The 20,173-nt window shown below is 69.8% G+C and carries 17 protein-coding genes and 1 tRNA gene; 6 read left to right on the forward strand and 12 right to left on the reverse strand.

Going from position 1 to position 20,173, the window contains the following annotated elements:
• Positions 1-3: 3 nt before the first annotated feature.
• From rplK to gabT, 10 genes are all read right to left on the reverse strand, one after another.
• Positions 4-435: a 50S ribosomal protein L11 gene (gene rplK / locus B2K11_RS16810; protein WP_163619961.1), complete on the reverse strand. Its 432-nt coding sequence runs from the start codon at positions 433-435 to the stop codon at positions 4-6.
• Positions 436-608: 173 nt separating this feature from the next.
• The gene (gene nusG / locus B2K11_RS16815) at positions 609-1,769 is read right to left on the reverse strand and encodes a transcription termination/antitermination protein NusG (protein ID WP_163619963.1); all 1,161 of its coding nucleotides are present in this window, start codon (positions 1,767-1,769) and stop codon (positions 609-611) included.
• Positions 1,770-1,854: 85 nt separating this feature from the next.
• Positions 1,855-2,124, reverse strand: a complete 270-nt coding sequence (gene secE, locus B2K11_RS16820; RefSeq protein ID WP_163619996.1) for a preprotein translocase subunit SecE — start codon at positions 2,122-2,124, stop codon at positions 1,855-1,857.
• An 82-nt stretch (positions 2,125-2,206) separates the two neighbouring features.
• Positions 2,207-2,279 (reverse strand) — tRNA-Trp (locus tag B2K11_RS16825).
• Between the two features lie 173 nt (positions 2,280-2,452).
• Positions 2,453-2,890 (reverse strand): pyridoxamine 5'-phosphate oxidase family protein, encoded by a 438-nt coding sequence (locus tag B2K11_RS16830; protein ID WP_163619965.1) that lies wholly within the window; start codon positions 2,888-2,890, stop codon positions 2,453-2,455.
• A 202-nt stretch (positions 2,891-3,092) separates the two neighbouring features.
• On the reverse strand, positions 3,093-4,454 hold the full coding sequence (locus tag B2K11_RS16835) for an NAD-dependent succinate-semialdehyde dehydrogenase (RefSeq protein WP_163619967.1): 1,362 nt from the start codon (positions 4,452-4,454) through the stop codon (positions 3,093-3,095).
• Between the two features lie 40 nt (positions 4,455-4,494).
• Entirely contained in the window at positions 4,495-6,057 is a 1,563-nt protein-coding gene (locus B2K11_RS16840) for an APC family permease (RefSeq protein WP_163619969.1), read from the reverse strand.
• On the reverse strand, positions 6,054-6,974 hold the full coding sequence (locus B2K11_RS16845; protein ID WP_163619971.1) for a universal stress protein: 921 nt from the start codon (positions 6,972-6,974) through the stop codon (positions 6,054-6,056). The genes B2K11_RS16840 and B2K11_RS16845 overlap by 4 nt, the downstream gene beginning before the upstream one ends.
• Positions 6,971-8,332, reverse strand: a complete 1,362-nt coding sequence (locus B2K11_RS16850) for an NAD(P)/FAD-dependent oxidoreductase (RefSeq protein WP_163619973.1) — start codon at positions 8,330-8,332, stop codon at positions 6,971-6,973. Before B2K11_RS16850 ends, B2K11_RS16845 begins: the two co-directional genes overlap by 4 nt.
• 199 nt (positions 8,333-8,531) lie before the next feature.
• A complete protein-coding gene (gene gabT / locus B2K11_RS16855) occupies positions 8,532-9,893 on the reverse strand; it encodes a 4-aminobutyrate--2-oxoglutarate transaminase (protein ID WP_163619975.1) in 1,362 nt (453 codons plus the stop codon).
• 93 nt (positions 9,894-9,986) lie between these two features.
• Between gabT and B2K11_RS16860 the strand changes: the two genes are divergently transcribed.
• The 6 genes from B2K11_RS16860 (at position 9,987) to B2K11_RS16885 (ending at position 17,753) form a co-directional block, all read left to right on the forward strand.
• On the forward strand, positions 9,987-11,522 hold the full coding sequence (locus B2K11_RS16860) for a PucR family transcriptional regulator (protein ID WP_163619977.1): 1,536 nt from the start codon (positions 9,987-9,989) through the stop codon (positions 11,520-11,522).
• 145 nt (positions 11,523-11,667) lie between these two features.
• Positions 11,668-13,107: an FAD-binding oxidoreductase gene (locus B2K11_RS16865; protein ID WP_204260167.1), complete on the forward strand. Its 1,440-nt coding sequence runs from the start codon at positions 11,668-11,670 to the stop codon at positions 13,105-13,107.
• A 300-nt stretch (positions 13,108-13,407) separates the two neighbouring features.
• The gene (locus B2K11_RS16870) at positions 13,408-14,706 is read left to right on the forward strand and encodes a sugar ABC transporter substrate-binding protein (RefSeq protein ID WP_163619979.1); all 1,299 of its coding nucleotides are present in this window, start codon (positions 13,408-13,410) and stop codon (positions 14,704-14,706) included.
• Between the two features lie 80 nt (positions 14,707-14,786).
• The gene (locus B2K11_RS16875; RefSeq protein ID WP_163620000.1) at positions 14,787-15,647 is read left to right on the forward strand and encodes a sugar ABC transporter permease; all 861 of its coding nucleotides are present in this window, start codon (positions 14,787-14,789) and stop codon (positions 15,645-15,647) included.
• Between the two features lies 1 nt (position 15,648).
• Positions 15,649-16,542: a carbohydrate ABC transporter permease gene (locus tag B2K11_RS16880; protein ID WP_163619981.1), complete on the forward strand. Its 894-nt coding sequence runs from the start codon at positions 15,649-15,651 to the stop codon at positions 16,540-16,542.
• 53 nt (positions 16,543-16,595) lie between these two features.
• Positions 16,596-17,753, forward strand: coding sequence for a family 1 glycosylhydrolase (locus tag B2K11_RS16885; RefSeq protein ID WP_204260168.1), 1,158 nt, complete (start codon positions 16,596-16,598; stop codon positions 17,751-17,753).
• A gap of 144 nt (positions 17,754-17,897) precedes the next feature.
• On the opposite strand, the gene B2K11_RS16890 is transcribed toward B2K11_RS16885, so the two are convergent.
• Together B2K11_RS16890 and B2K11_RS16895 are read right to left on the reverse strand one after the other, a co-directional pair.
• A complete protein-coding gene (locus tag B2K11_RS16890; RefSeq protein WP_163619983.1) occupies positions 17,898-18,521 on the reverse strand; it encodes a TetR/AcrR family transcriptional regulator in 624 nt (207 codons plus the stop codon).
• 63 nt (positions 18,522-18,584) lie between these two features.
• A complete protein-coding gene (locus tag B2K11_RS16895) occupies positions 18,585-20,132 on the reverse strand; it encodes a glucoamylase family protein (RefSeq protein WP_163619985.1) in 1,548 nt (515 codons plus the stop codon).
• Positions 20,133-20,173 lie beyond the last annotated feature (41 nt).

The following is a 20,173-nucleotide window of genomic DNA, read 5'->3' on the forward strand; positions in this document are numbered from 1 at the left end:
CCCTCAGTCCTCGACCGTGATGCCCATGGAACGGGCGGTGCCGGCGATGATCTTCGAGGCGGCCTCGATGTCGTTCGCGTTCAGGTCGGGCTGCTTCGTCTCAGCGATCTGACGCACCTGCTCCTTGGTGAGCTTGGCGACCTTGACCGTGTGAGGGGTGGCCGAACCGCGCTGGACGCCCGCAGCCTTCTTGATGAGCTCAGCGGCCGGCGGGGTCTTCAGGATAAACGTGAAGCTGCGGTCCTCGTAGACGGTGATCTCCACGGGAATGACGTTGCCGCGCTGCGACTCGGTCGCGGCGTTGTACGCCTTGCAGAACTCCATGATGTTGACGCCATGCTGACCGAGCGCGGGCCCGATCGGCGGCGCCGGGTTGGCGGCGCCGGCGTTGATCTGAAGCTTGATCAGGCCGGTCACCTTCTTCTTCGGTGCCATTCTTCTTTCCTTTCATTCGAGCGGCACTTCGACAGGCTCAGTGACCTGTGAAGCATCCGTTCTCCCGCGCACTCGGCGTTTCCGAGCAGCGGTTCCCCCGGGAGACCCGGGAAGTCTGGTGTTGTGGGTTTCGACTCGGCCGCTTCGCGGCCTCGCTGAACCTTGTAGCTTCGCTACAGCTTGGTGACCTGGTCGAAGCTGAGCTCGACCGGGGTCTCGCGCTCGAAGAGCGAGACGAGAACCGTGAGCTTGCCGCTCTCGGGCTTGATCTCGCTGATCGTGCCGGGCAGGCCCGCGAACGAGCCCTCCTTGATCGTGATGGTCTCGCCGACCTCGAAGTCGACCTCGGCCGGGATGACGCGGGTCGCGGCGGCGGCGCCCTTCTTGGCCGCACCGCCCTTGGCGCCGGCGACCTCCTTGACCTCCACGAGGCTCTTCAGCATGTTGAAGGCCTCTTCGAAGCGCAGCGGCGTCGGGTTGTGGGCGTTGCCGACGAAGCCGGTGACGCCGGGCGTGTGACGCACGACCGACCAGGTGTCCTCGTTCAGGTCCATGCGCACAAGCACGTAGCCGGGGATCCGGACGCGCGTGACCATCTTGCGCTGACCGTTCTTGATCTCGACGACGTCCTCCATGGGGACCTCGATCTGGTAGATGTCGTCCTCGACCTCGAGCGTCGACTTCCGCTGCTCGATGTTGGCCTTCACCTTGCGCTCGAAGCCGGCGTAGGAGTGGATGACGTACCACTTGCCCGGGAGGGTGCGCAGCTCGGCGCGGAACGCCTCGTAGGGGTCCTCGTCCTCGTCGTCGTCCGAGCCCTCGTCGTCCGAGTCCTCGTCGGCCTCGTCCTCGAGCTCGGGAGCCTCTGCTGCGTCAGCCGGGGAGACACTCGCCTCGACCTCGTCCACGACGGCGGCTGCGGCATCCACCTCTTCGACGAAGTCCTCGTCCAGCTCGGGCTCGTCCTCGTCGCCGTTCACGTCGGGACCGTCGTACGGGGTCACCTCGTCGGCGGCCTCGGCCGCACGCTCGGCGACCTCCTCCGCGAGGGAGTCGTTGATCACCTCGGCTGCTGCCTCGGTCTCTGCCGTCTCGTCAAGATTGAGAGCGTCGTTCACGATCGCGTCCGCCTCCGGGTCGTCGATGTCGATGTCGTCCAGGTCGGAGTCGTCTTCGTCATCACCGTCGTCGACGATGTGGATCGCGACGTGCTCGGCCGCTTCGACCGAGCGCTCTTCCTCGGCAAGGACGTTGCCCTCCTGGGCTTCGTCGTCCTCCGAGGACTGCTCTGCGGCGGTCGCCCAATCGGCGTCGTCGACATATCTTTCAGTCACGTGAGTTCTCTTCCGTTCCGTCCGCTGCCGGACCTGCGGTCCGCCCGTGTCGTGGCTCCTGGCGTCAAGCCGAAGCGCTCGGGGATCAGGCGGGCACTCCGAAGACGTACGTCGTGATCCACACGAACAGCACGTCCAGGCCGTAGACGAGTGCCATCATGACGACGACGAAGCCGAGCACCACCGCCGTGTACTTCAGCAGCTCCTGGCGCGTCGGGGTGACGACCTTGCGGAGCTCGGCGAAGACCTGACGAACGAACAGGGCGATACGAGCGAAGACGTTGGGCTTCTTCTCGCGGGGTGCCGCCGTTCCCTCAGCGGGGACGACCTCGCCCTTCGGCTCGTCCTGAACCATCGATGCCACCTGATTACCTTCCGTGAGCCGACACGGGTCGACCACATTTTGTTATCAACGCAGGATGTGTTGCGCTGACGCGCAGGGCGGACAGGAATCGAACCTGCAACCTGCGGTTTTGGAGACCGCTGCTCTGCCAATTGAGCTACCGCCCTAGAGACCCGGAGGTCTCGTGAAGTCCGCACTCTTCACCTCTCACCGTGGTTTGAGGATCCGCGCCCGACAACGGGCACAGCGAAAGAATGCAGACTTCAACTGCACGTTCCAGTGTACGGCATGCCCGCAGGACCCGCGAACCGAGGCCACTCCCGGGCGGGGCGTCCGGGGGTCAGTACTGCTGCACGCCGTAGCGGTCCGGCTCGGGCGCACGCTCGAACGCGCGGCCCGACAGCGAGGTCGGTTCGACGCGCACATACGTGTACTTGAGCGTCGGAATCCAGGGGCGGAGCCCCAGTCCGTCCGCGCGCTCGACTTCCTCCGAGCGGTCCAGCGGATGGGCGCGACCACGGAGGATCACGCTCCAAGCGTCGGTGTCGGTGTGGTCGTCGACCTCGAAGAGCACCTCGTCGTTGACCGTGAGCTCGAACAGCTTGCTGCCTTGCGCCGTGCGGAACAGCACGCTCTCGCCGTCGACGACGTAGTTCACGGGGAAGATGTCGAGCACCTCGCCGACGTGCGTCACGAGGCGCCCCAGCTCCTGCGTGCGCAGGCGCTCCCAGCACTGCTCATCGGAGAGGGCGACGACGGGATCCGGTGTGTCTGCCATGACTCCATCCTCGCGCGCCCGGGTGTCTCGCGACACCCCCGGGAAGGCGGCATCGTGCGAAGGCGGCGCCGACAAAGCTCTCGCCGGGGCGCGGGGCTCTGACACGTTTCGTCTCGCTTCGCTCGCTCAACGACCGGGATTCGGTCGTTGAGCGAGCGAGCGCCAGCGAGCGAGACGAAACGCGCCGAGCTGACGAGGAACCTCAGACGCCGATGCGGATGAGCTTCTTGTTGACGAACTCGTCGGCGGCGAGCAGACCCATCTCGCGCGCGGTGCCGGAGCGCTTGACGCCGCCGAAGGGCAGCCCCGGCTCGTCGGCGAGCACGACGTTGACGTAGACCATGCCGGCGTCGATCTTGTCGGCGACCCGCTTCGCCTGCTCCTCGTCCGTCGTGAAGACGTACGACCCCAGGCCGTAGCTGGTGTCGTTGGCGAGCGCCACGGCGGCGTTCTCGTCGGCGACCCGGTAGACGACGCCGACGGGGCCGAAGAACTCCTCGCGGTACGCGTCCATGTCGCTCGTGACGTCGGCGAGGACCGTACCGGGGTAGAACGCGCCGTCGCGCGTGCCGCCGGTCACGAGGGTGGCGCCCTGCGACACCGCCTTGTCGACCTGCTCGGCCAGGCGCTCGGCGGCCGTGAGCGACGACAGCGGACCCAGCACGGTGTCGTCGGCGAACGGGTCGCCGACCTTCGCACCCGACATCGCCGCCGTGAACTTCTCCAGGAACGAGTCGTACAGGCCGTCGACCACGATGAAGCGCTTGGCCGCGTTGCACGACTGCCCCGTGTTGTCGAGGCGGGCGGCGACCGCGGCCTCCACCGCGCTGTCGAGATCGTCGGTCGAGAGCAGGATGAACGGGTCCGACCCGCCGAGCTCGAGCGCCACCTTCTTGAGGTTGCGCCCCGCGATCTCGGCGACGGCCGCACCGGCGCGCTCGGAGCCCGTCACGGACACGCCCTGCACCCGGCGGTCCGCGATGACGGTGGCAGCCTGGTCGTTCGTCGCGTAGACGTTCGTGTACACGCCCACGAGCCCTGCGTCGGCATAGATCGCCGCGATCGCAGCGGCCGACTCGGGGCACTGCGGTGCGTGCTTGAGGAGGATCGTGTTGCCCACCACGATGTTGGGCGCCGCGAAGCGGGCGACCTGGTAGTACGGGAAGTTCCACGGCATGATGCCCAGCAGCACGCCGAGAGGCGTGCGGCGGATGACCGCGGTGCCCTCGCCGTCGATGTCGATCGGCTGGTCGCCGGTGATCTTCTCGGCGTGGTCGGCGTAGTACTCGGTGATGTCGGCCGCGAAGTCGACCTCGCCGAGTGCTGCCTCGAGCGGCTTGCCCATCTCGCGCACGATGATCGCGGCGAGGTCGTCGCGGCGCTCACGGTGCAGGTCGGCGACCTTGCGGATGCGCGCTGCGCGCTCGGCGACCGGCTGATCGCGCCACGTGCGGTAGGCGGCATCCGCGTGCGCGATCGCGGTCTCGAGAGCCTCGTCGGTGATGGTCGGATACGTGGCCAGGGTCTCGCCCGTGGCCGGGTTGACGACGGCGTAGTCGGTCATGCTTGCACTCCGATCGGATGGATTGTGGACAGTCTGCTCGTCAGCGGCGGGCGCGTCGAAGGCTTTCGGGGGCATCGATACCGAGTGTCTCACCGCGGAAGAACGCCGGACGCTTGATCGCCTGCCAGATCATGATCACGACGCCGACCAGGATGACGGTCACCCCGAGCACGAACACCAGGCCGAGGCCGAAGATGCTCGATCCGCTGCCGTACGCCGGGTCCATCGAGTCGATGAGCGTCGTGACGAACAGCACCGCGAGGATGGCCCCGCCCACCAGCGGGAACAGGAAGGTGAAGAAGAAGCTGCGCACCGAGTCGAACCACTGCTTGCGGAAGTACCAGACGCATGCGAACGCGGTGAGGCCGTAGTAGAAGCAGATCATCATGCCGAGCGACAGGATGGTGTCGGTGAGGACGTTCTCGCTCACCACGCGCATGACGGCGTAGAACACCGACGCCACGACCGCCGAGACCACCGTGGCGTAGCCGGGGGTGAAGAACCGCGGGCTCACCCGGGCGAACTTCTTCGGCAGTGCGCCGTAGTGGCCCATCGCCAGCAGCGTCCGCGCCGGGCCGACGGCCGTCGACTGCAGCGAGGCGGCCGAGCTCGACAGCACCGCGAGCGACACGAGGAACGCCAGCGGGCCGAGGATCGGGTCGGAGAGCGCGAAGAACACGTTCGCCGAGATGTCCTCGTTCGCCAGTCCCAGCGGTCCCGTGCCGACGCCCGCGAACATGATGAGGCCGATCGAGAGCAGGAGGTACAGCGAGACCACGATGACGACGGTGAGCATCGCCGCTCGACCGGGGGTCTTCTCCGGGTTCTTGGTCTCCTCGTTCATGGTGAGGACGACGTCCCAGCCCCAGAAGATGAAGATCGAGAGCGACAGGCCGGCGGCGAACGCGCTGAACGTCGGCACCTCGAACGGGTTGAACCACGACCAGGAGAACGCGGTGGGGTCGGGCGCCTCACCGTCGACCGCCTTGATGATCGCGACGACCGCGAAGAGCACCAGCACGACGATCTGGAAGCTGACCAGGACGTACTGGAACTTCTGTGTCGTCTGCATGTCGCGGTACGAGACGAGCGTCGCGCCGAGCATGAACAGCAGGCACACGGCCACGTTGATGAAGGGGTTGAAAGCGAGGTCGGCGATGTCGGGGTTGCCCGTGAGCTGCGAGATCAGCAGGAACAGGAACTCCACAGCGATGCCGGCGAGGTTGGACAGCACGATCACGGTGGCGGCGATGAGGCCCCAGCCCGTCATCCAGCCGATCCACGGGCCGAAGGCCCGCACGCCCCACGTGAAGGAGGTGCCGGAGTCGGGCATCGCCCGGTTGAGCTCGCGGTAGCCGAACGCCGTCAGCAGCATCGGGATGAAGCCGACGAGGATGATGGCGGGCACCTGCGTGCCGACCACCGCGACCGTCGGACCGAGCGAGGCGGTGAGCGTGTAGGCCGGGGCGATCGTCGAGATGCCGATGACGACGGCACCCACGACGCCGACGGCGCCGGCGCTCAGACCCTTCTTCGACAGTCCGCGGGCGCCCGCACCCGATGCCGGTGGCGCCACGGCGCCAGTGGGCTGGGAAGTGCTCATGCGCGTCCTCCTTCTTCGGCGCCGGCGCGCGACAGTGCGCGGGCGCTCTCCCTGTCGTACGTGCGCGGCACCACGACCATCGGGACGGGAAGCTCGTGCAGCATCTTGGCCGCGGTCGAGCCGAGGAACAGGCGCCGGTGCTGCGCGAGGCGGCTGGATCCGACGACGGCGAGCTCGCCAGGCTCCCAGGCGAGATGGGCGACGGCGTCTTCGATGCTCTCGCCGCGCGCGACGACCACATCTGCGTCCAGGCCGGCGGGAAGGGCGTCGAGGGCCTTGCCCAGCACGTCGTCGGCGTGGGCGGCGCCGGCGATGCGGATCACACCGGTGTCGACGCCGGCCGGCAGGTCCACCGACACGAGCGACAGCAGCCGCAGCTGCGCGCCGGTAGCCGTGGCGATCGCGACGCTGGCATCGAGCAGCGCGCTCGCGCCGGGGCGTGTGCCGATCGCGGCGGTGACGCGGCTGACGCCGGTGATCTGCGTCCGGCGTGTGCCCTCGGGTGCGAGTGCGACGGCGACGTCGGCGGAGTGCAGCAGCTCGGTGGCGACGGTCCCCAGCCGGTGGCGGCCGCGGAGTCCGCCGTTCGCCGCGCCGACGACGACGAGGGATGCCTCGAATTCGTGCGCGGCGGCGATCAGGCCCTCGGCGAACGAGTCGCCGAACCGCACGTGGGAGCTGTGGGCCACGGCATCCGGAATCGACGCCGCCGCCTCGGCGAGCCACGTCTCGGCCTGCCCCTGGAGGTAGCGGTCGTAGCTCGCGTCCGGCGGGGTGATGACGCTGCGGTCCTCCCCCGGCAGCACGAGCACCACGTCGAGCGCTGCCGACGTCGCGGCGGCGAGACGCACCCCCAGCGCGACCGCGTCGGCCCCGGCATCCGTCGCGGTGTAGCCGACGACGATGCGCGCGGTCATCGGCGCGCCGCTTCGACGATGTCGGCGGCGACCAGGCGACCCATGCGGATGGCGCCGTCGACGTGCTGGTAGCCGGCGCCGGCCATGTCGCTGCACGCGAAGTGGATCCGGCCCACGGGGGTGCGAAGGTCGGCGCCGTAGCGGGCCAGACCGCCGAGGTCGAAGCTGGCGGCGTACGCGCCGCGCGTCCACTCCTCGGCGCCCCAGTCGCTCTCGAAGTACACCAGCGGGTTCTTCGCCTCAGGGCCGTAGTAGTGCGACAGCGACTCGAGGATGCGCTCCTTGCGCTCCTCGGCGGGTACGCGGAACAGGTCGTCGGCGTTGCGGTCCGAGACGAAGCCGACGAGGGTTCCACGGTCGTCGCCGTGGTTGGTGTTGTCATACGCCTCGTGCGAGATCTCGTACGGGCTGAAGGCTGTGCCCGACAGCCCCTGCTCGCGCCAGAACGGGCGGTCGTAGACGGCGTGCACCTTGATGACGAAGCCCATCGAGATGTGCTGGTGCATCTGCTGCTTCAGACGCGGGAGGGCGGGCTGGAACTCGATCCACGGATAGAGGATCGGCGCGTGCGCCAGGATGACGAAGCGCGCACGCACCGCGAGGCCGTTGTCGGTGACGACCCGGACCCCGTCGTCGGACCAGTGCACCTCGGTGACCGGCTGGCCGAGGATGACGTCCTCGCCCAGGCGCTCGGCGAGGAGCAGCGGGACCTGCTGCAGGCCGCCGACGACGCGCTCGTCGAGGATGAAGTCGGCGTCGACGAGGTGCGAGAAGCTGCCGGCGCTGGCCGCCATGAGCAGTGCCTGCAGCGCGGAGAACGCGTACGCGGGCTTGGTGAGCATGGCCCCGGCGATGAAGAGGGCGATGTTGTCGCGCGCCTCCTGGTCGTCGGTCTGCTCCTCGAGCCACGCCTCGAACGAGATGCGGTCCAGGGCCTCGGCATCCGGGTGCTCCCACGGCTTGTCGGGGTCGACCTGCGCGACGAGCCCGTCGAGCACGTCGATGAGCCGCACGATCTCCTTCTCGGTCTCGGGCGCGACCGGGAAGATCTCGCCCGTGAACCGCTGGAGCTCGCCGTCGCGGCCGATGTAGACGGAGTCACCCTCGCGGTAGCGGCTGTAGGTCTCGAGGCCCAGTTCGGCGAGGGTCTCCTTGAGTGCGTCCTGGTCGGGCGAGACCCACTGCCCGCCGACCTCGAGCATGGCGCCGTCGATGACGTCGGTCCAGAGGCGCCCCCCGACGCGGTCGCGCGCCTCGAGGACGACGACGGAGAGGCCGGCCTTCTTCAGCTCGTTGGCGGCGGTGGTGCCGGCGGCGCCGGCGCCGACGATCACGACGTCACGGGTCAGCTCGGTCATTGGGGCTCCTTCGTCAGGTTCTGCGCCGGGGTGAGCGCAAGAGCGGGGGTGTGCAGCATCCGTGTCCCGAAATCCACCGCTCTGAGGCCCTGTTTCGGGCGAAACCGGGACATGAGGGCGAGAAATCGGGACATCGTGCCAGAGCGGGGCGGGGAAGGATGCCGCGGCCGGCGGATCTGCACCGGCCGCGGCATCGGAATCAGCTGTCGGCGAGCGCTGCCGCGACGACATCCAGGCCCTCGTGGAGCAGGTCGTCGGTGATCGACAGCGGCGGCAGGAAACGGATCACGTTCCCATAGGTGCCGCAGGTGAGCACGATGACGCCCTGTGCGATGGACGCCTTCGCGACCGCGGCGGTGAGCGCGGCATCCGGCTCACCCGTCGCGGGGTCGACGAATTCTGCGGCGATCATCGCGCCGTGGCCCCGCACGTCGCCGACGCGCGGGTCGGCGGCCTGCAGCTGCTGCAGGCGTCCCTTGAGGAGCATCTCGATCTCGCGCGCCCGCTCGAGCATGCCGTCATTCTCGAACACGTCGATCGCCGCGAGCGCCGCGGCGCAGGCGATGGGGTTGCCGCCGTAGGTGCCGCCGAGGCCCCCCGCGTGGGAGGCATCCATGATCTCGGCACGGCCGGTCACGGCCGCCAGCGGCAGGCCCCCGGCGATGCCCTTGGCGGTGGTGATGAGGTCGGGGACGATGCCGAACACCTCGCTCGCGAACATGCGGCCGGTGCGGGCGAACCCGGTCTGGATCTCGTCGGCGATGAAGACCACGTTGTTGGCCCGGCACCAGTCGACCAGGGCGGGGAGATAGCCCTCGGCGGGGACGATGAACCCGCCCTCGCCCTGGATGGGCTCGATGACGACGGCAGCGAGGTTGTCGGCGCCGACCTGCTTCTCGATGACGGAGATGGCCTTCTTCGCCGCCTCGGCGCCGGTGAGCCCGTCACGGTACGGGTACGACAGGGGTGCCCGGTAGATCTCTGAGGCGAACGGCCCGAACCCGCTCTTGTACGGCATGGCCTTCGCGGTCAGCGCCATCGTGAGGTTGGTGCGGCCGTGGTAGCCGTGGTCGAACGCTACGACCGCCTGCTTGCCGGTGTACTTGCGGGCGATCTTGACGGCGTTCTCCACCGCTTCGGCTCCCGAGTTGAACAGGGCGCTCTTCTTGGCGTGGTCGCCCGGCGTGAGGCGGTTGAGGGCCTCGGCGACCGACACGTACGAGTCGTACGGCGCGATCATGAAGCACGTGTGGGTGAACTGGGCCACCTGCTCCTGCACCGCCTTGACGACCTTCGGGTGCGCGTTGCCGATCGTGGTGACGGCGATGCCCGAGCCGAGGTCGATGAGCGAGTTGCCGTCGGCATCGACGATCACCCCGCCCCCGGCGGCGACGGCGTGCACCGGTGCCGTGTGGCCGACGCCCGCGGCGACGGCATCGGCCTTGCGGTCGATCAGCTCGAGGGAGCGAGGACCGGGGATGCTGGTGACCAGGCGACGCTCCTGCGGAAGGGTCGGACCGCCGAGGGGCGTTTCGGTGACGATGTCGGCTGCGCTGCTCATGGTGGGGAGCGTATGTCGCTCCGCGGAGCGCTCGCACCCTCCCCGCTGTACATTCTGTCCGCCTTGCTGTACGAACCGTACACTCGGATCATCATGGATGCCGACGCCCCCACTCTTCGTGCCCTGCTCGCCCGGCGCGATCTGCGGCTCTCCCTTGCCGGCGACGACCTGGAGCCCAGCGCCCCCGACAGCGCTCTGGACAAGGCGATCCGCTGGGTGCACAGCTCGGATCTCGCCGACCCGACGCCGTTCCTCTCGGAGGGGCTCGTGCTGCTGACCACGGGCACGCAGTTCCCGCACGGGGACGACGCGCCCGACGTCTACCGCGCGTACGTCGGCCGCCTCGCGGCCCGCGGCGTGGTCGGCCTCGGGTTCGGCACCGAGGTGGTGCGCGCCGGCATCCCGCCCGCCCTCGTCGACGCGTGCCGGGACGAGCAGATGCCGCTGTTCGAGGTGCCGTACCGCACGCCGTTCATCGCGGTGGCCCGCGCCAATGCCGAGGCGATCGCCGCCGAGGCGTACGCCCGCCGCAGCTGGGCGCTCGCCGCGCAGCGCGCCATCGCGCTGGCGGCACTCCGCCCCGACGGCCTCGGTGCGACTGTGGCCGAGCTCGCCAAGCAGCTCGACACGTGGGTGGGCATGTTCGACGCCGCCGGCGAACTGGCGCGCGAGCACCCCGCCGGCGCGCTCGACGCCGACACGGCCGCCGCACTGCAGCGGGAGGTGACCGGCGTGCTGCATCGCGGAGCCCGGGCGGGGTCGTCGCTGCACATCGGCGAGACGCCCTTCACGCTGCAGACGCTGGGCCGTGGCGGGCATCTCCGCGGCGTGATCGCGATCGCCGCGGGCGACCTCGACCAGGAGGGGCGCGTCGTGGTCACCGCCGTCATCGCGATGGCGGGCCTCGCCCTCGAGCAGCAGCAGGGCCTCGGCCGTGCCCGCAGCGCGCTGCGCGCAGGCCTGGTGCAGTCGCTCCTCAGCGGCGACCCGGGGCTCGCCCGGCGCACGTCGCGCGAGCTGTGGGGGCCGCTTCCGGCCGCGCCGGTCATCGTGGCGGTGACGGATGCCGCAGCCGCCCGTGTCGACGGCATCGCCGAGCTGCTCGAGCTCTGGGCCGACGAGAAGCGCGGTGCGCTGTTCTTCGGGCGCGGGGACGACGGGCTCGTGCTGGTGGTGCCGGCGGACGACCCCTCGAGCCTCCACGACCTCGTCGACCGCTTCGACGTCCGGATCGGGATGTCGGACCCCGCGGCCTACGACGCCTTCGCCGCCGCACTCGGGCAGGCGCGCGTCGCCCGCGACCGCGGCGTCGGTGCCGTCACGGCATTCGCCGAGGTCTCGCGCGGCGGCGTGCTGTCGGCCCTCACCGACGACGCACGGGCGCTCGCGCGCGCCGAGCTGGCGCCGCTGCACGACCACGACGCCGCACAGGGGACCCACCTCGTCCAGACGCTGCAGGTCTGGCTCGACGCGGACTGCTCGCACGAGGCATCCGCTCAGTCCCTCGGCGTGCACCGCCACACCGTCCGCACCCGTCTCGCGCTCATCGAACGGGTGCTCGGCCGCGACCTCTCGTCGTTCGCGACCCGCGCCGAGCTGTGGGCGGCCCTGCGCGCCCTCGACGCCTGACCCTGCTCGAGTCGTCGCCGGCTCTCGCTCCGCGTCGAGATCGCGCGAACTCGTCCTGGACATCGGGGCAGCCTGTCGCGGTCCGACCGATACTCGCGACAGATCATCGGGACGCCGCACGGGCGGGACGCGCGAGGATGGGCGCATGCCTCTGAGCCCCGTGCGCAATGGTGACGTGTCGTGGTGGTGGCGGAGCCTCGGCGGCCTGCCGGCGTCGAGACCACCGCTGCCCGACGCCCTCGACGCCGACGTCGCGATCGTGGGCGCCGGCTACACCGGCCTCTGGACCGCGTACTACCTCAAGCGCGCCCAGCCGTCCCTGCGGGTGGTCGTGCTCGAGCAGCGGTTCGCCGGGTTCGGGGCATCCGGTCGCAACGGCGGATGGCTCACGAACACCGTGACCGGCGGGCGTGAGCGCTACGCCGAGACCCATGGTCGCGACGCCGCGATCGCCCAGCAGCGCGCCCTCAACGAGACGGTCGACGAGGTCATCGCCGTCGCCGCCCGCGAGGGCATCGACGCTGACATCGTCAAGGGCGGCGAATTCGGCGTCGCCCGCACGCCCGCACAGCTCGCGCGGCTTCGGGCGAGCGCGGCAGCCGAGCAGTCGTGGCCCCATACCGATGTGGAGGTGATGGATGCCGCGGCCGCGGCATCCCGTATCCGCATCGCCGGCGCGCTCGGCGCCACCTGGCACCCGCATTGCGCGCGCGTTCACCCGGGCAAGCTCGTGCGCGGGCTCGCCGAAGCGGTCGAGCGGCTCGGCGTGCCGATCTACGAGCAGACGCAGGTGCGCGAGATCTCGGCGGGCAGGGCGGTCACCGACCGGGGCACGGTCCGGGCGGCCCACGTGCTGCGGGCGACCGAGGGCTTCACGGCCGACCTCCGCGGCGAGCATCGCACCTGGCTGCCCATGAACTCGTCGATGATCGTCACCGAGCCGCTGCCGCCCGCGTTCTGGGCGGCCGTCGGCTGGAACGGCCGCGAGACCCTCGGCGACTTCGCACACGTCTACATGTACGCGCAGCGCACCGCCGACGACCGCATCGCCTTCGGCGGGCGGGGCGTGCCGTACCGCTACGGCTCGCGCGTCGACACCGACGGAGCGACGCAGGAGCGCACCATCCGGTCGCTCGCGGCGCTGCTGCACGGCTTCTTCCCTCAGGCCGCGGGTGCTTTCTTTCCTCAGGCCGCGGGCGCTTTCTTCCCGGATGCCGCCTCCCTCCCGATCGCCCACGCCTGGGCCGGGGTGCTCGGAGTGCCGCGCGACTGGGCCGCGACCGTCGTCCACGACCGAGCCAGCGGCCTCGGCTGGGCGGGCGGCTATGTCGGCACCGGCGTGACGGCGACGAACCTCGCCGGCCGCACGCTCGCCGACCTGGTGCTCGAGCGCGACACCGAACTCACCCGGCTGCCGTGGGTCGGGCATCGAGCGAAGCGCTGGGAGATCGAGCCCCTGCGCTGGACCGCCGTCAACGCGATCTACACCGCATACCGGATGGCCGACCGGTTCGAGGCAGCTGGGTCGTCTGCGCGCACCGCCTGGCCCGCCCACGTCGCAGACGTCGTCGCCGGCCGCCACTGACGCGCGCGCGCCGCCGCGCGGCGCCCCACATCCGTCGCTCAGAACAGGCTTTGGCGGTCTCCCCCGGCTGCGGGCGGGTCGTCGGGGCGCCGCTGCTAGCACCTCGGTGCCTGCCGCGCCAGGCGGTTCGTCGGCGCGCCGGGCGGAGGCATCCTGCCTGATGAGGCGATTCTCATCCCTAATACCTTTCATGTGTCAGGTATTAGCGCTATCGTCAGAGGGCGGCGCCGCGTGCGCCGACACAGCGGAGGCAAGGACGCCGCGCGGATGCGGCGACGACCGATGGAGGCGTCAGGACCGATGACACGATCAGTACGCAGGACCTCACGATGGGCGGCGGTCGGAGCGACCGCGCTCGTGGGCGCATTGGTGCTCGCAGGCTGCGGGCGCACGGACGACGGTGGTGGCGGAGGAGACGGCGGGGGCGGCGAGGCGATCGACGACTCCCCTGCTTCGGGCACCGTCGAGGTCTGGGCGATGGGCAACGAGGGCGAAGTCCTCGACGAGCTCGCCGCCCGGTTCGAGGAGGAGAACCCGGATGTCACGATCGAGGTGACGGCCGTGCCGTGGGAGAGCGCCCACGACCGCATCGCGACCGCGATCGCCGGCGGCGAGACCCCCGACATCACGATGCTGGGCACCACCTGGGTCGGCGAGTTCGCCGCGACCGGCGCCTTCGAGCCGACGCCCGACGGACTGGTGGACGAGTCGTCGTTCTTCGAGGGCTCGTGGGACACCGCCGTCGTCGACGACGTCGCCTACGGCGTGCCGTGGTACGTCGACACGCGCGTGCTCTACTACCGCACCGACTTCGCCGAGCAGGCGGGTGTCGAGCCGCCGACGACGTGGGACGAGTACAAGGAGTTCACGAAGGCCCTGCAGACGGCCGGCGCCCAGTGGGGCGTCTCGCTGCCCCCGGGCGGATTCGACTCGTGGCAGTACGTGACGCCGCTGGCCTGGCAGCAGGGCGGCGACATCCTCAACGACGACGGCACCGAGTTCACCCTCGACAGTCCGGAATGGGAGGAGGCCTTCGCCTTCTACACCAGCTTCTTCGAAGAGGGGATCGCCGAACCGCGTCGCCTCGAGGGCGGCGAGATCGAGCAGGCCTTCATCAACGGCGAGGTCGGCGCCTTCTACAGCGGCCCGTTCCACGTCAGTCTGCTGCTCGACCAGGGCGGCGAGGAGTTCGCCGACAAGTTCGGGGTCGCCATGGTGCCGGGCGCCGACAGCCGTACCAGCTTCACCGGCGGCGGCAACCTCGCGGTGTTCGAAGAGACCGACAACCGCGATGCGTCGTGGAAGTTCGTCCGGTGGCTGAGCGAGCCCGAGACGCAGATCGAGTGGTACGACATCTCGACCGACCTCCCGAGCGTCCAGTCGGCCTGGGACGACGCGACGTTCGCCGAAGACCCGTACCTTAGTGTGTTCGGCGAGCAGCTGCAGGACTCGAAGGCACCGCCGGCGATCGCGACCTGGGCGCAGGTGTCGGCCGTGATCGACCAGGAGCTCGAGAAGGCGACACGCGGTGAGACCACACCCGCCGACGCCGTGGCGGCGATCCAGCAGCAGGCGTCGTCGATCGGCACCGGAGAGTAGGTCCGCGCGTGGCCACTCTCGCTCCGCCGGCCACCCGCCGTGGCGCTCCCCCTTCGGGGGCGTCACGGCGCGCCCGGCGCATGACGCTCACGGCGTGGCTGTTCGCCGCCCCGTTCGTCGTGCTGTTCCTCGTCTTCATGGCGGGGCCGATCATCGCGTCGCTCGGCATGAGCTTCACCGACATGACGACGCGCGACCTGCAGACGCCGTTCCAGGTCGACCTCGTCGGGTTCGACAACTACGTGCGACTCTTCCAGGACCCGCGGTTCCTGCGGTCCCTGGGCAACACGCTGACCTTCGTGATCGTGGCGGTGCCGCTGACCATCGCTCTGGCGCTGGTCGTCGCCCTGGCACTCGACAAGGGCATCCGCAAGTTCCGCACCGTGTTCCGGGTGGGCTTCTACACGCCGGTCGTCACCAGCATCGTGGCGATCGCGATCGTGTGGCGCTTCATCCTCCAGCCGGACGGCCTTCTGAACGGCTTCCTCGCCTGGTTCGGCATCCAGGGTCCGGATTGGCTGCAGTCGACCACCTGGGCGCTGCCGTCGCTCATCATGATGGCGGTCTGGCGCAACATCGGCACGCTGATGGTGATCTTCCTGGCCGCCCTGCAGGGCGTGCCGCGCGAGCACCACGAGGCGGCGATGGTCGACGGCGCGAACGCCTGGCAGCGCTTCTGGAGCATCACGATCCCCGAGATGCGTCCGGCGCTGCTGTTCGCGGCGGTCATCACCGGCATCGGGTTCCTGCAGTTCTTCGAGGAGCCGTTCGTCATGACCCGCGGCGGACCGCTCGACGCGACGCTGTCTACCGCGATGTACACGTACCAGCAGTTCGGCTTCGGCAACTACTCGTACGCAGCCGCCGCGAGCTACGTGCTGTTCCTCGCGATCGTGCTGCTCTCGCTGGTCCAATTCCGCCTGCTCGGAAGGAGGGACTGACATGACCGCGGTCGCACCCGTGCCCGTGGCGGCGCCCGACTCCGAGCCGACGAGGCCAGCACGCCGCCGGCGCCGCCTCGAGGGGCGCACCCGCTGGTGGCTGTACATCGTCCTCGGCCTCGGCCTCGTGGCGATGATCATGCCGTTCATCTGGATGATCCTCGGCGCGTTCAAGACCGATGCCGAGATCCGCCAGTACCCGACGGACTTCTGGCCCAAGGAGCCCACGCTCGACAACTTCGTGACGCTGTTCGCGCGCCTCGACTTCGCGACGTTCTTCTTCAACAGCGTCGTCGTCGCCGTCTTCGTCACGCTCGGCAACATCGTCTTCTGCTCGATGGTGGGCTACGCGCTGGCCAAGCTGGAGTTCCGCGGCAAGAAGCTGCTGTTCGCGCTCGTGCTGTCGACGCTGATGGTTCCGGGCGTGGTCACCTTCGTCCCGCTGTTCGTCCTCACGGCGAACCTTGGTCTGGTCAATTCGTATCCCGGACTCATCCTGCCGTTCCTCATCACCCCGCTCGGCGTGTTCCTCATGCGGCAGTTCATGCTCGGGCTCCCCGATGAGCTGATCGAGGCGGCGCGCATCGACGGGGCGAGCGAATGGCGCATCTTCCTGCGCGTCATCATGCCGCTGTGCGGGCCGGCGATCGCGACGCTGACGATCCTCACGTTCCTCGCGAGCTGGAACAACTTCCTCTGGCCGCTCGTCGTCGCCACCACCGAGGACATGTACACCCTCCCGGTGGCGCTCGCGCTGTACTCGGTGGGGCAGAACGCCGCACGCTACGGCCTCATGATGGCGGGCGCCGTCGTGGTCGTCGTGCCCGTGCTGATCGTGTTCGTCGCGCTGCAGCGCTACTTCGTGCAGGGCATCTCGCTCACCGGCATCAAGTGAGCTGACGGATGCCGCGGCATCCGTCGTCTCGAAAAGAAAGGATCATCGACACGATGGAGTTCCCCGAAGGGTTCCTGTGGGGTGCGTCGACCGCGGCGCACCAGATCGAGGGCGGCAACGTCAACTCGGACTGGTGGCAGCGGGAGTGGGGGCACCTCCCGGGGCCACCGGTCGAGGCGCCGTCGGGCGACGCGGCCGACAGCTACCACCGCTACCCCGAGGACATGGCGCTGCTCGCCGACGCGGGCCTGGCCGCCTACCGCTTCAGCATCGAGTGGGCGCGGATCGAGCCGGAGAAGGGCTGGGTCTCACGCGCGGCGATCGACCACTACCGCCGCATGGTGGCGACGGCACGCGACCTCGGCCTCGAGCCGGTGATCACCCTCCATCACTTCACCAATCCGGCCTGGCTCGCCCGGGAGGGCGGATGGCTGACGGATGCTTCGGTCGATGCGTTCCGGCGCTATGTCGAGGCCGCCCTTCCCGTGCTCGAGGACGTCGAGCTCGTCTGCACCATCAACGAGCCGAACATGGTCTCGGTGCTGGCCGACCCGGAGGTGGGCTTCCCGTCGATCGGCCTGCCGCCCGGCGTTCCGGACGTGACGGACCGGCTGATCGCCGCGCATCGGGGCGCGCTCGAGCTCGTCCGGTCGGCGGGTGCACGGGCGGGCTGGTCCGTCGCGACCCAGGCCTATCAGCCGGAGCCCGGCGCCGAGCAGGTCGCGGCGGACTACGGCCGGTCGCGCGAGGACGTCTTTCTCGACGCCGCGGAGGGCGACGACTGGATCGGCGTGCAGGCGTACACGCGCACGAAGATCGGGCAGGGCGGCCCGCTCCCGATCCCCGACGACGCGGAGCGCACCCTCACCGGGTGGGAGTACTTCCCCCCGGCGGTCGGCGACGGCATCCGCAACGCCTGGGCCCGGGCGAAAGCCCCGGTGTACATCACCGAGAACGGCATCGCCACGGCTGACGACGCCCGCCGCATCGACTACACCACCGGGGCGCTCGAGGCGGTGCGGGAGTGCATCGCCGAGGGCATCGACGTTCAGGGGTATCTGCACTGGAGCGCCCTCGACAACTATGAGTGGGGCAGCTTCCGACCGACGTTCGGGCTGATCGGCTGGGACCCCGAGACATTCGAGCGCCGGCCGAAGGCGAGCCTCGCGTGGCTCGGTCGGGTGGCGCGCGCGAACGGACTGCCCGCCTGACCCGCGAGCCCGCTCCCGGGGATGCGCGGTCGGGTGTTCGCAGCTCAGGCAGGATGCCACCCGGCTGCGGGGGCCGAGACGCCGCGCCCTACGGCTGCCTGAGTTGCGAACACCTGCGGCGGTGCGTACAGACCGGCCGCACCGTCAGTCGCGTGGGACGAGGTAGCCGCGCACGAACTCCTCGAAGAGCGGCACCATGTCGACGGACTCGTCGAGCAGCCACTGCAGCTGGATGCCGTCCATGACGGCGCTGATCAGGCGTGCCGCCAGGGCAGGGTCGACGTCGTCGCGCACCTCGCCGGCCTCCTGGCCCGCGCGCAGGAGATCCCTCGCGCGCTGAGCCGTTGAGCGATACCGGTCGGCGAATTGCTCGTGCGAAGGATGCTCCGAGTCGGTGGCCTCGGCCGACACGATGGCGTACAGCGAGGTGAGCCCGCGCGTGGTCTTGTTGTACGCCACCACCCGTTCGGCCTGCTGGAGGAGCGTGTGCTCGGCGGGGTCGCCCGCGGCGGCACGCACCTTCTCGTCGCGCTGGCGCAGCACCTCGGCGAACAGCTCCTCCTTGTCGGCGAAGTGGTGCATCAGCCCGGCAGGCGTGAGCCCTACCCGCTTGGCGATCTCGCGCAGGGATCCGCTGTGGAACCCGGTGCGGGAGAACACCGCCAGCGCCTCGTCGACGATGGCCTGCCGGCGTGCCTGCCCCTTGGCATAGCTGCCGCGCGGGCCGCGCGGCGCCGCCTTGTCGACCTGCTCGTCCGCGGTCACCATTGCCTCCCGTCCGCGCCGGCGCCACACACCGGCGGGTCACTCATCGCTGCCGCGGGCGTCCGCTCACCACGTCGACCCGAAGTCCTGCTGGCGCATCGCGGGCCGCAGGAGCCGCTCCATGTCACGATCCACGAAGTAGTCCTTCAGCGTATCCCCGGTGAGGGCGTTGCCGATCGCCGCCATGACCATGGCCTGGTCGAGCGACAGGTATCGCTCGGCGATCGTGCCGGTGCCCGTCGCGACGGCGTCGTAGAAGCCGCCGGGGCCGTACGCGCCGAGGTCGGTCTCGATCCGGCTGAGGTTGTCGATGGCCCCTTCCCGGTCGTACGGCAGCGCGAGGAACGCCGCGTGCGGCGTGACGACGCCGTCGCCGTACTCCGGATCGGGGTTCGTGCCGGTGCTGCAGCCGGGGTGGTCGACGTCGATGTCGGTGTGCTCGACATCCGAGAAGTACCCGTCGGAGCGCATGCCGGTGATGTCCACGCCGTATTCGGAGTAGCCGCCGAACGGGTTGCTCGCAGGCGAGAAGCCCCAATAGCCGTAGCCCGCGTCCTCCAGGCCGTGGTATTCCTGTACCGCAACCGTGATGGGGTGGTTGAGGCGCCACGAGCGCGGACCCCAGGTCGTCTCGGGCACGAGCAGGTCGGGCATGAGCGCCTCGAACATGCTGCCGCCCCAGGCCGGCACGAACGACATGCCGGCGTAGGAATACACGCCCTCCCACACCTGGAAGCCGTCGTATGTGCGGTACTCACCCGTGGGCAGCTGCTCCTGCCAGTCCCAGTCGCAGCCCGGCGGCATCGTGCGGTGCGTGCCGTAGAGCGCGGTCGGCGGGATCTGTCCGTTGGCGATGCCGAGGTACGTCGCGATGCGGCTCTCGCTCACCGTCGTGTCGTAGTGGTGGCAGGTGTAGTACGCCGTCTCGCCGGAGCCGTTGTACATCGGCGCCGCGACGCTGCAGTCCGGGGGCGGCACCTCCCAGAACCCGCCGCGGTTGGTGCCGGCCGGCAGCGCGGGCGCGCCCTCGGGGTTGAAGAACGCCGAGAAGTCCATCGTCCGGTACAGCGCGTCCGCCTGGGCCGCGAGCGAGGGCTCCGCCTCGCGCACGATGCGCAGCGCCGAGGCGAGCCAGCCGTTGTCGACGGTGCTGAGGAACGGGTGCACCGGATCGCCGGAGTCCGGCCACGTGGTGAGCTTGGCGCCCGTTGCCGGGTCGTACCAGTTGTAGTACATGCCGCTGGCGTCGTTTCGCTCCAGCGTCTCGAGGGTGTCGAGAGTCGTCGCGATGCGGTCGCGCGCCTCGTCGGCGCCGATGATGCCGAGGTCGCGCGCCGTCACGGCCGACCAGAGGTAGCCGCCGATGTTGGTGGGAGACGTGTAGGCGCCAACGGTCTGCAGATCGCCCGTGACGTTGTCGGAGGGCAACCCCGTGGCACGGTCCGTCATGGCGGCGAGAGATGCCCAGGTGTCTTCCGCCCACCGTTGCAGCGTCTCGTTGCCGGGTCTGCCGCCGCCGTTGCCATGACCGCCGACAGCCTGGGCCGATCCGCCGACCGCCAGTCCCGCGACCACCAGTCCGGCCGCAGCCACCGTGCTCACCCATCGCTTCATCGCGCTCTCCTCGTCGAAAGCGGCTCCGTCGGACGGAACCG

It is taken from the genome of Microbacterium sp. B35-30, assembly GCF_010634855.1.
Lineage (GTDB): Bacteria > Actinomycetota > Actinomycetes > Actinomycetales > Microbacteriaceae > Microbacterium.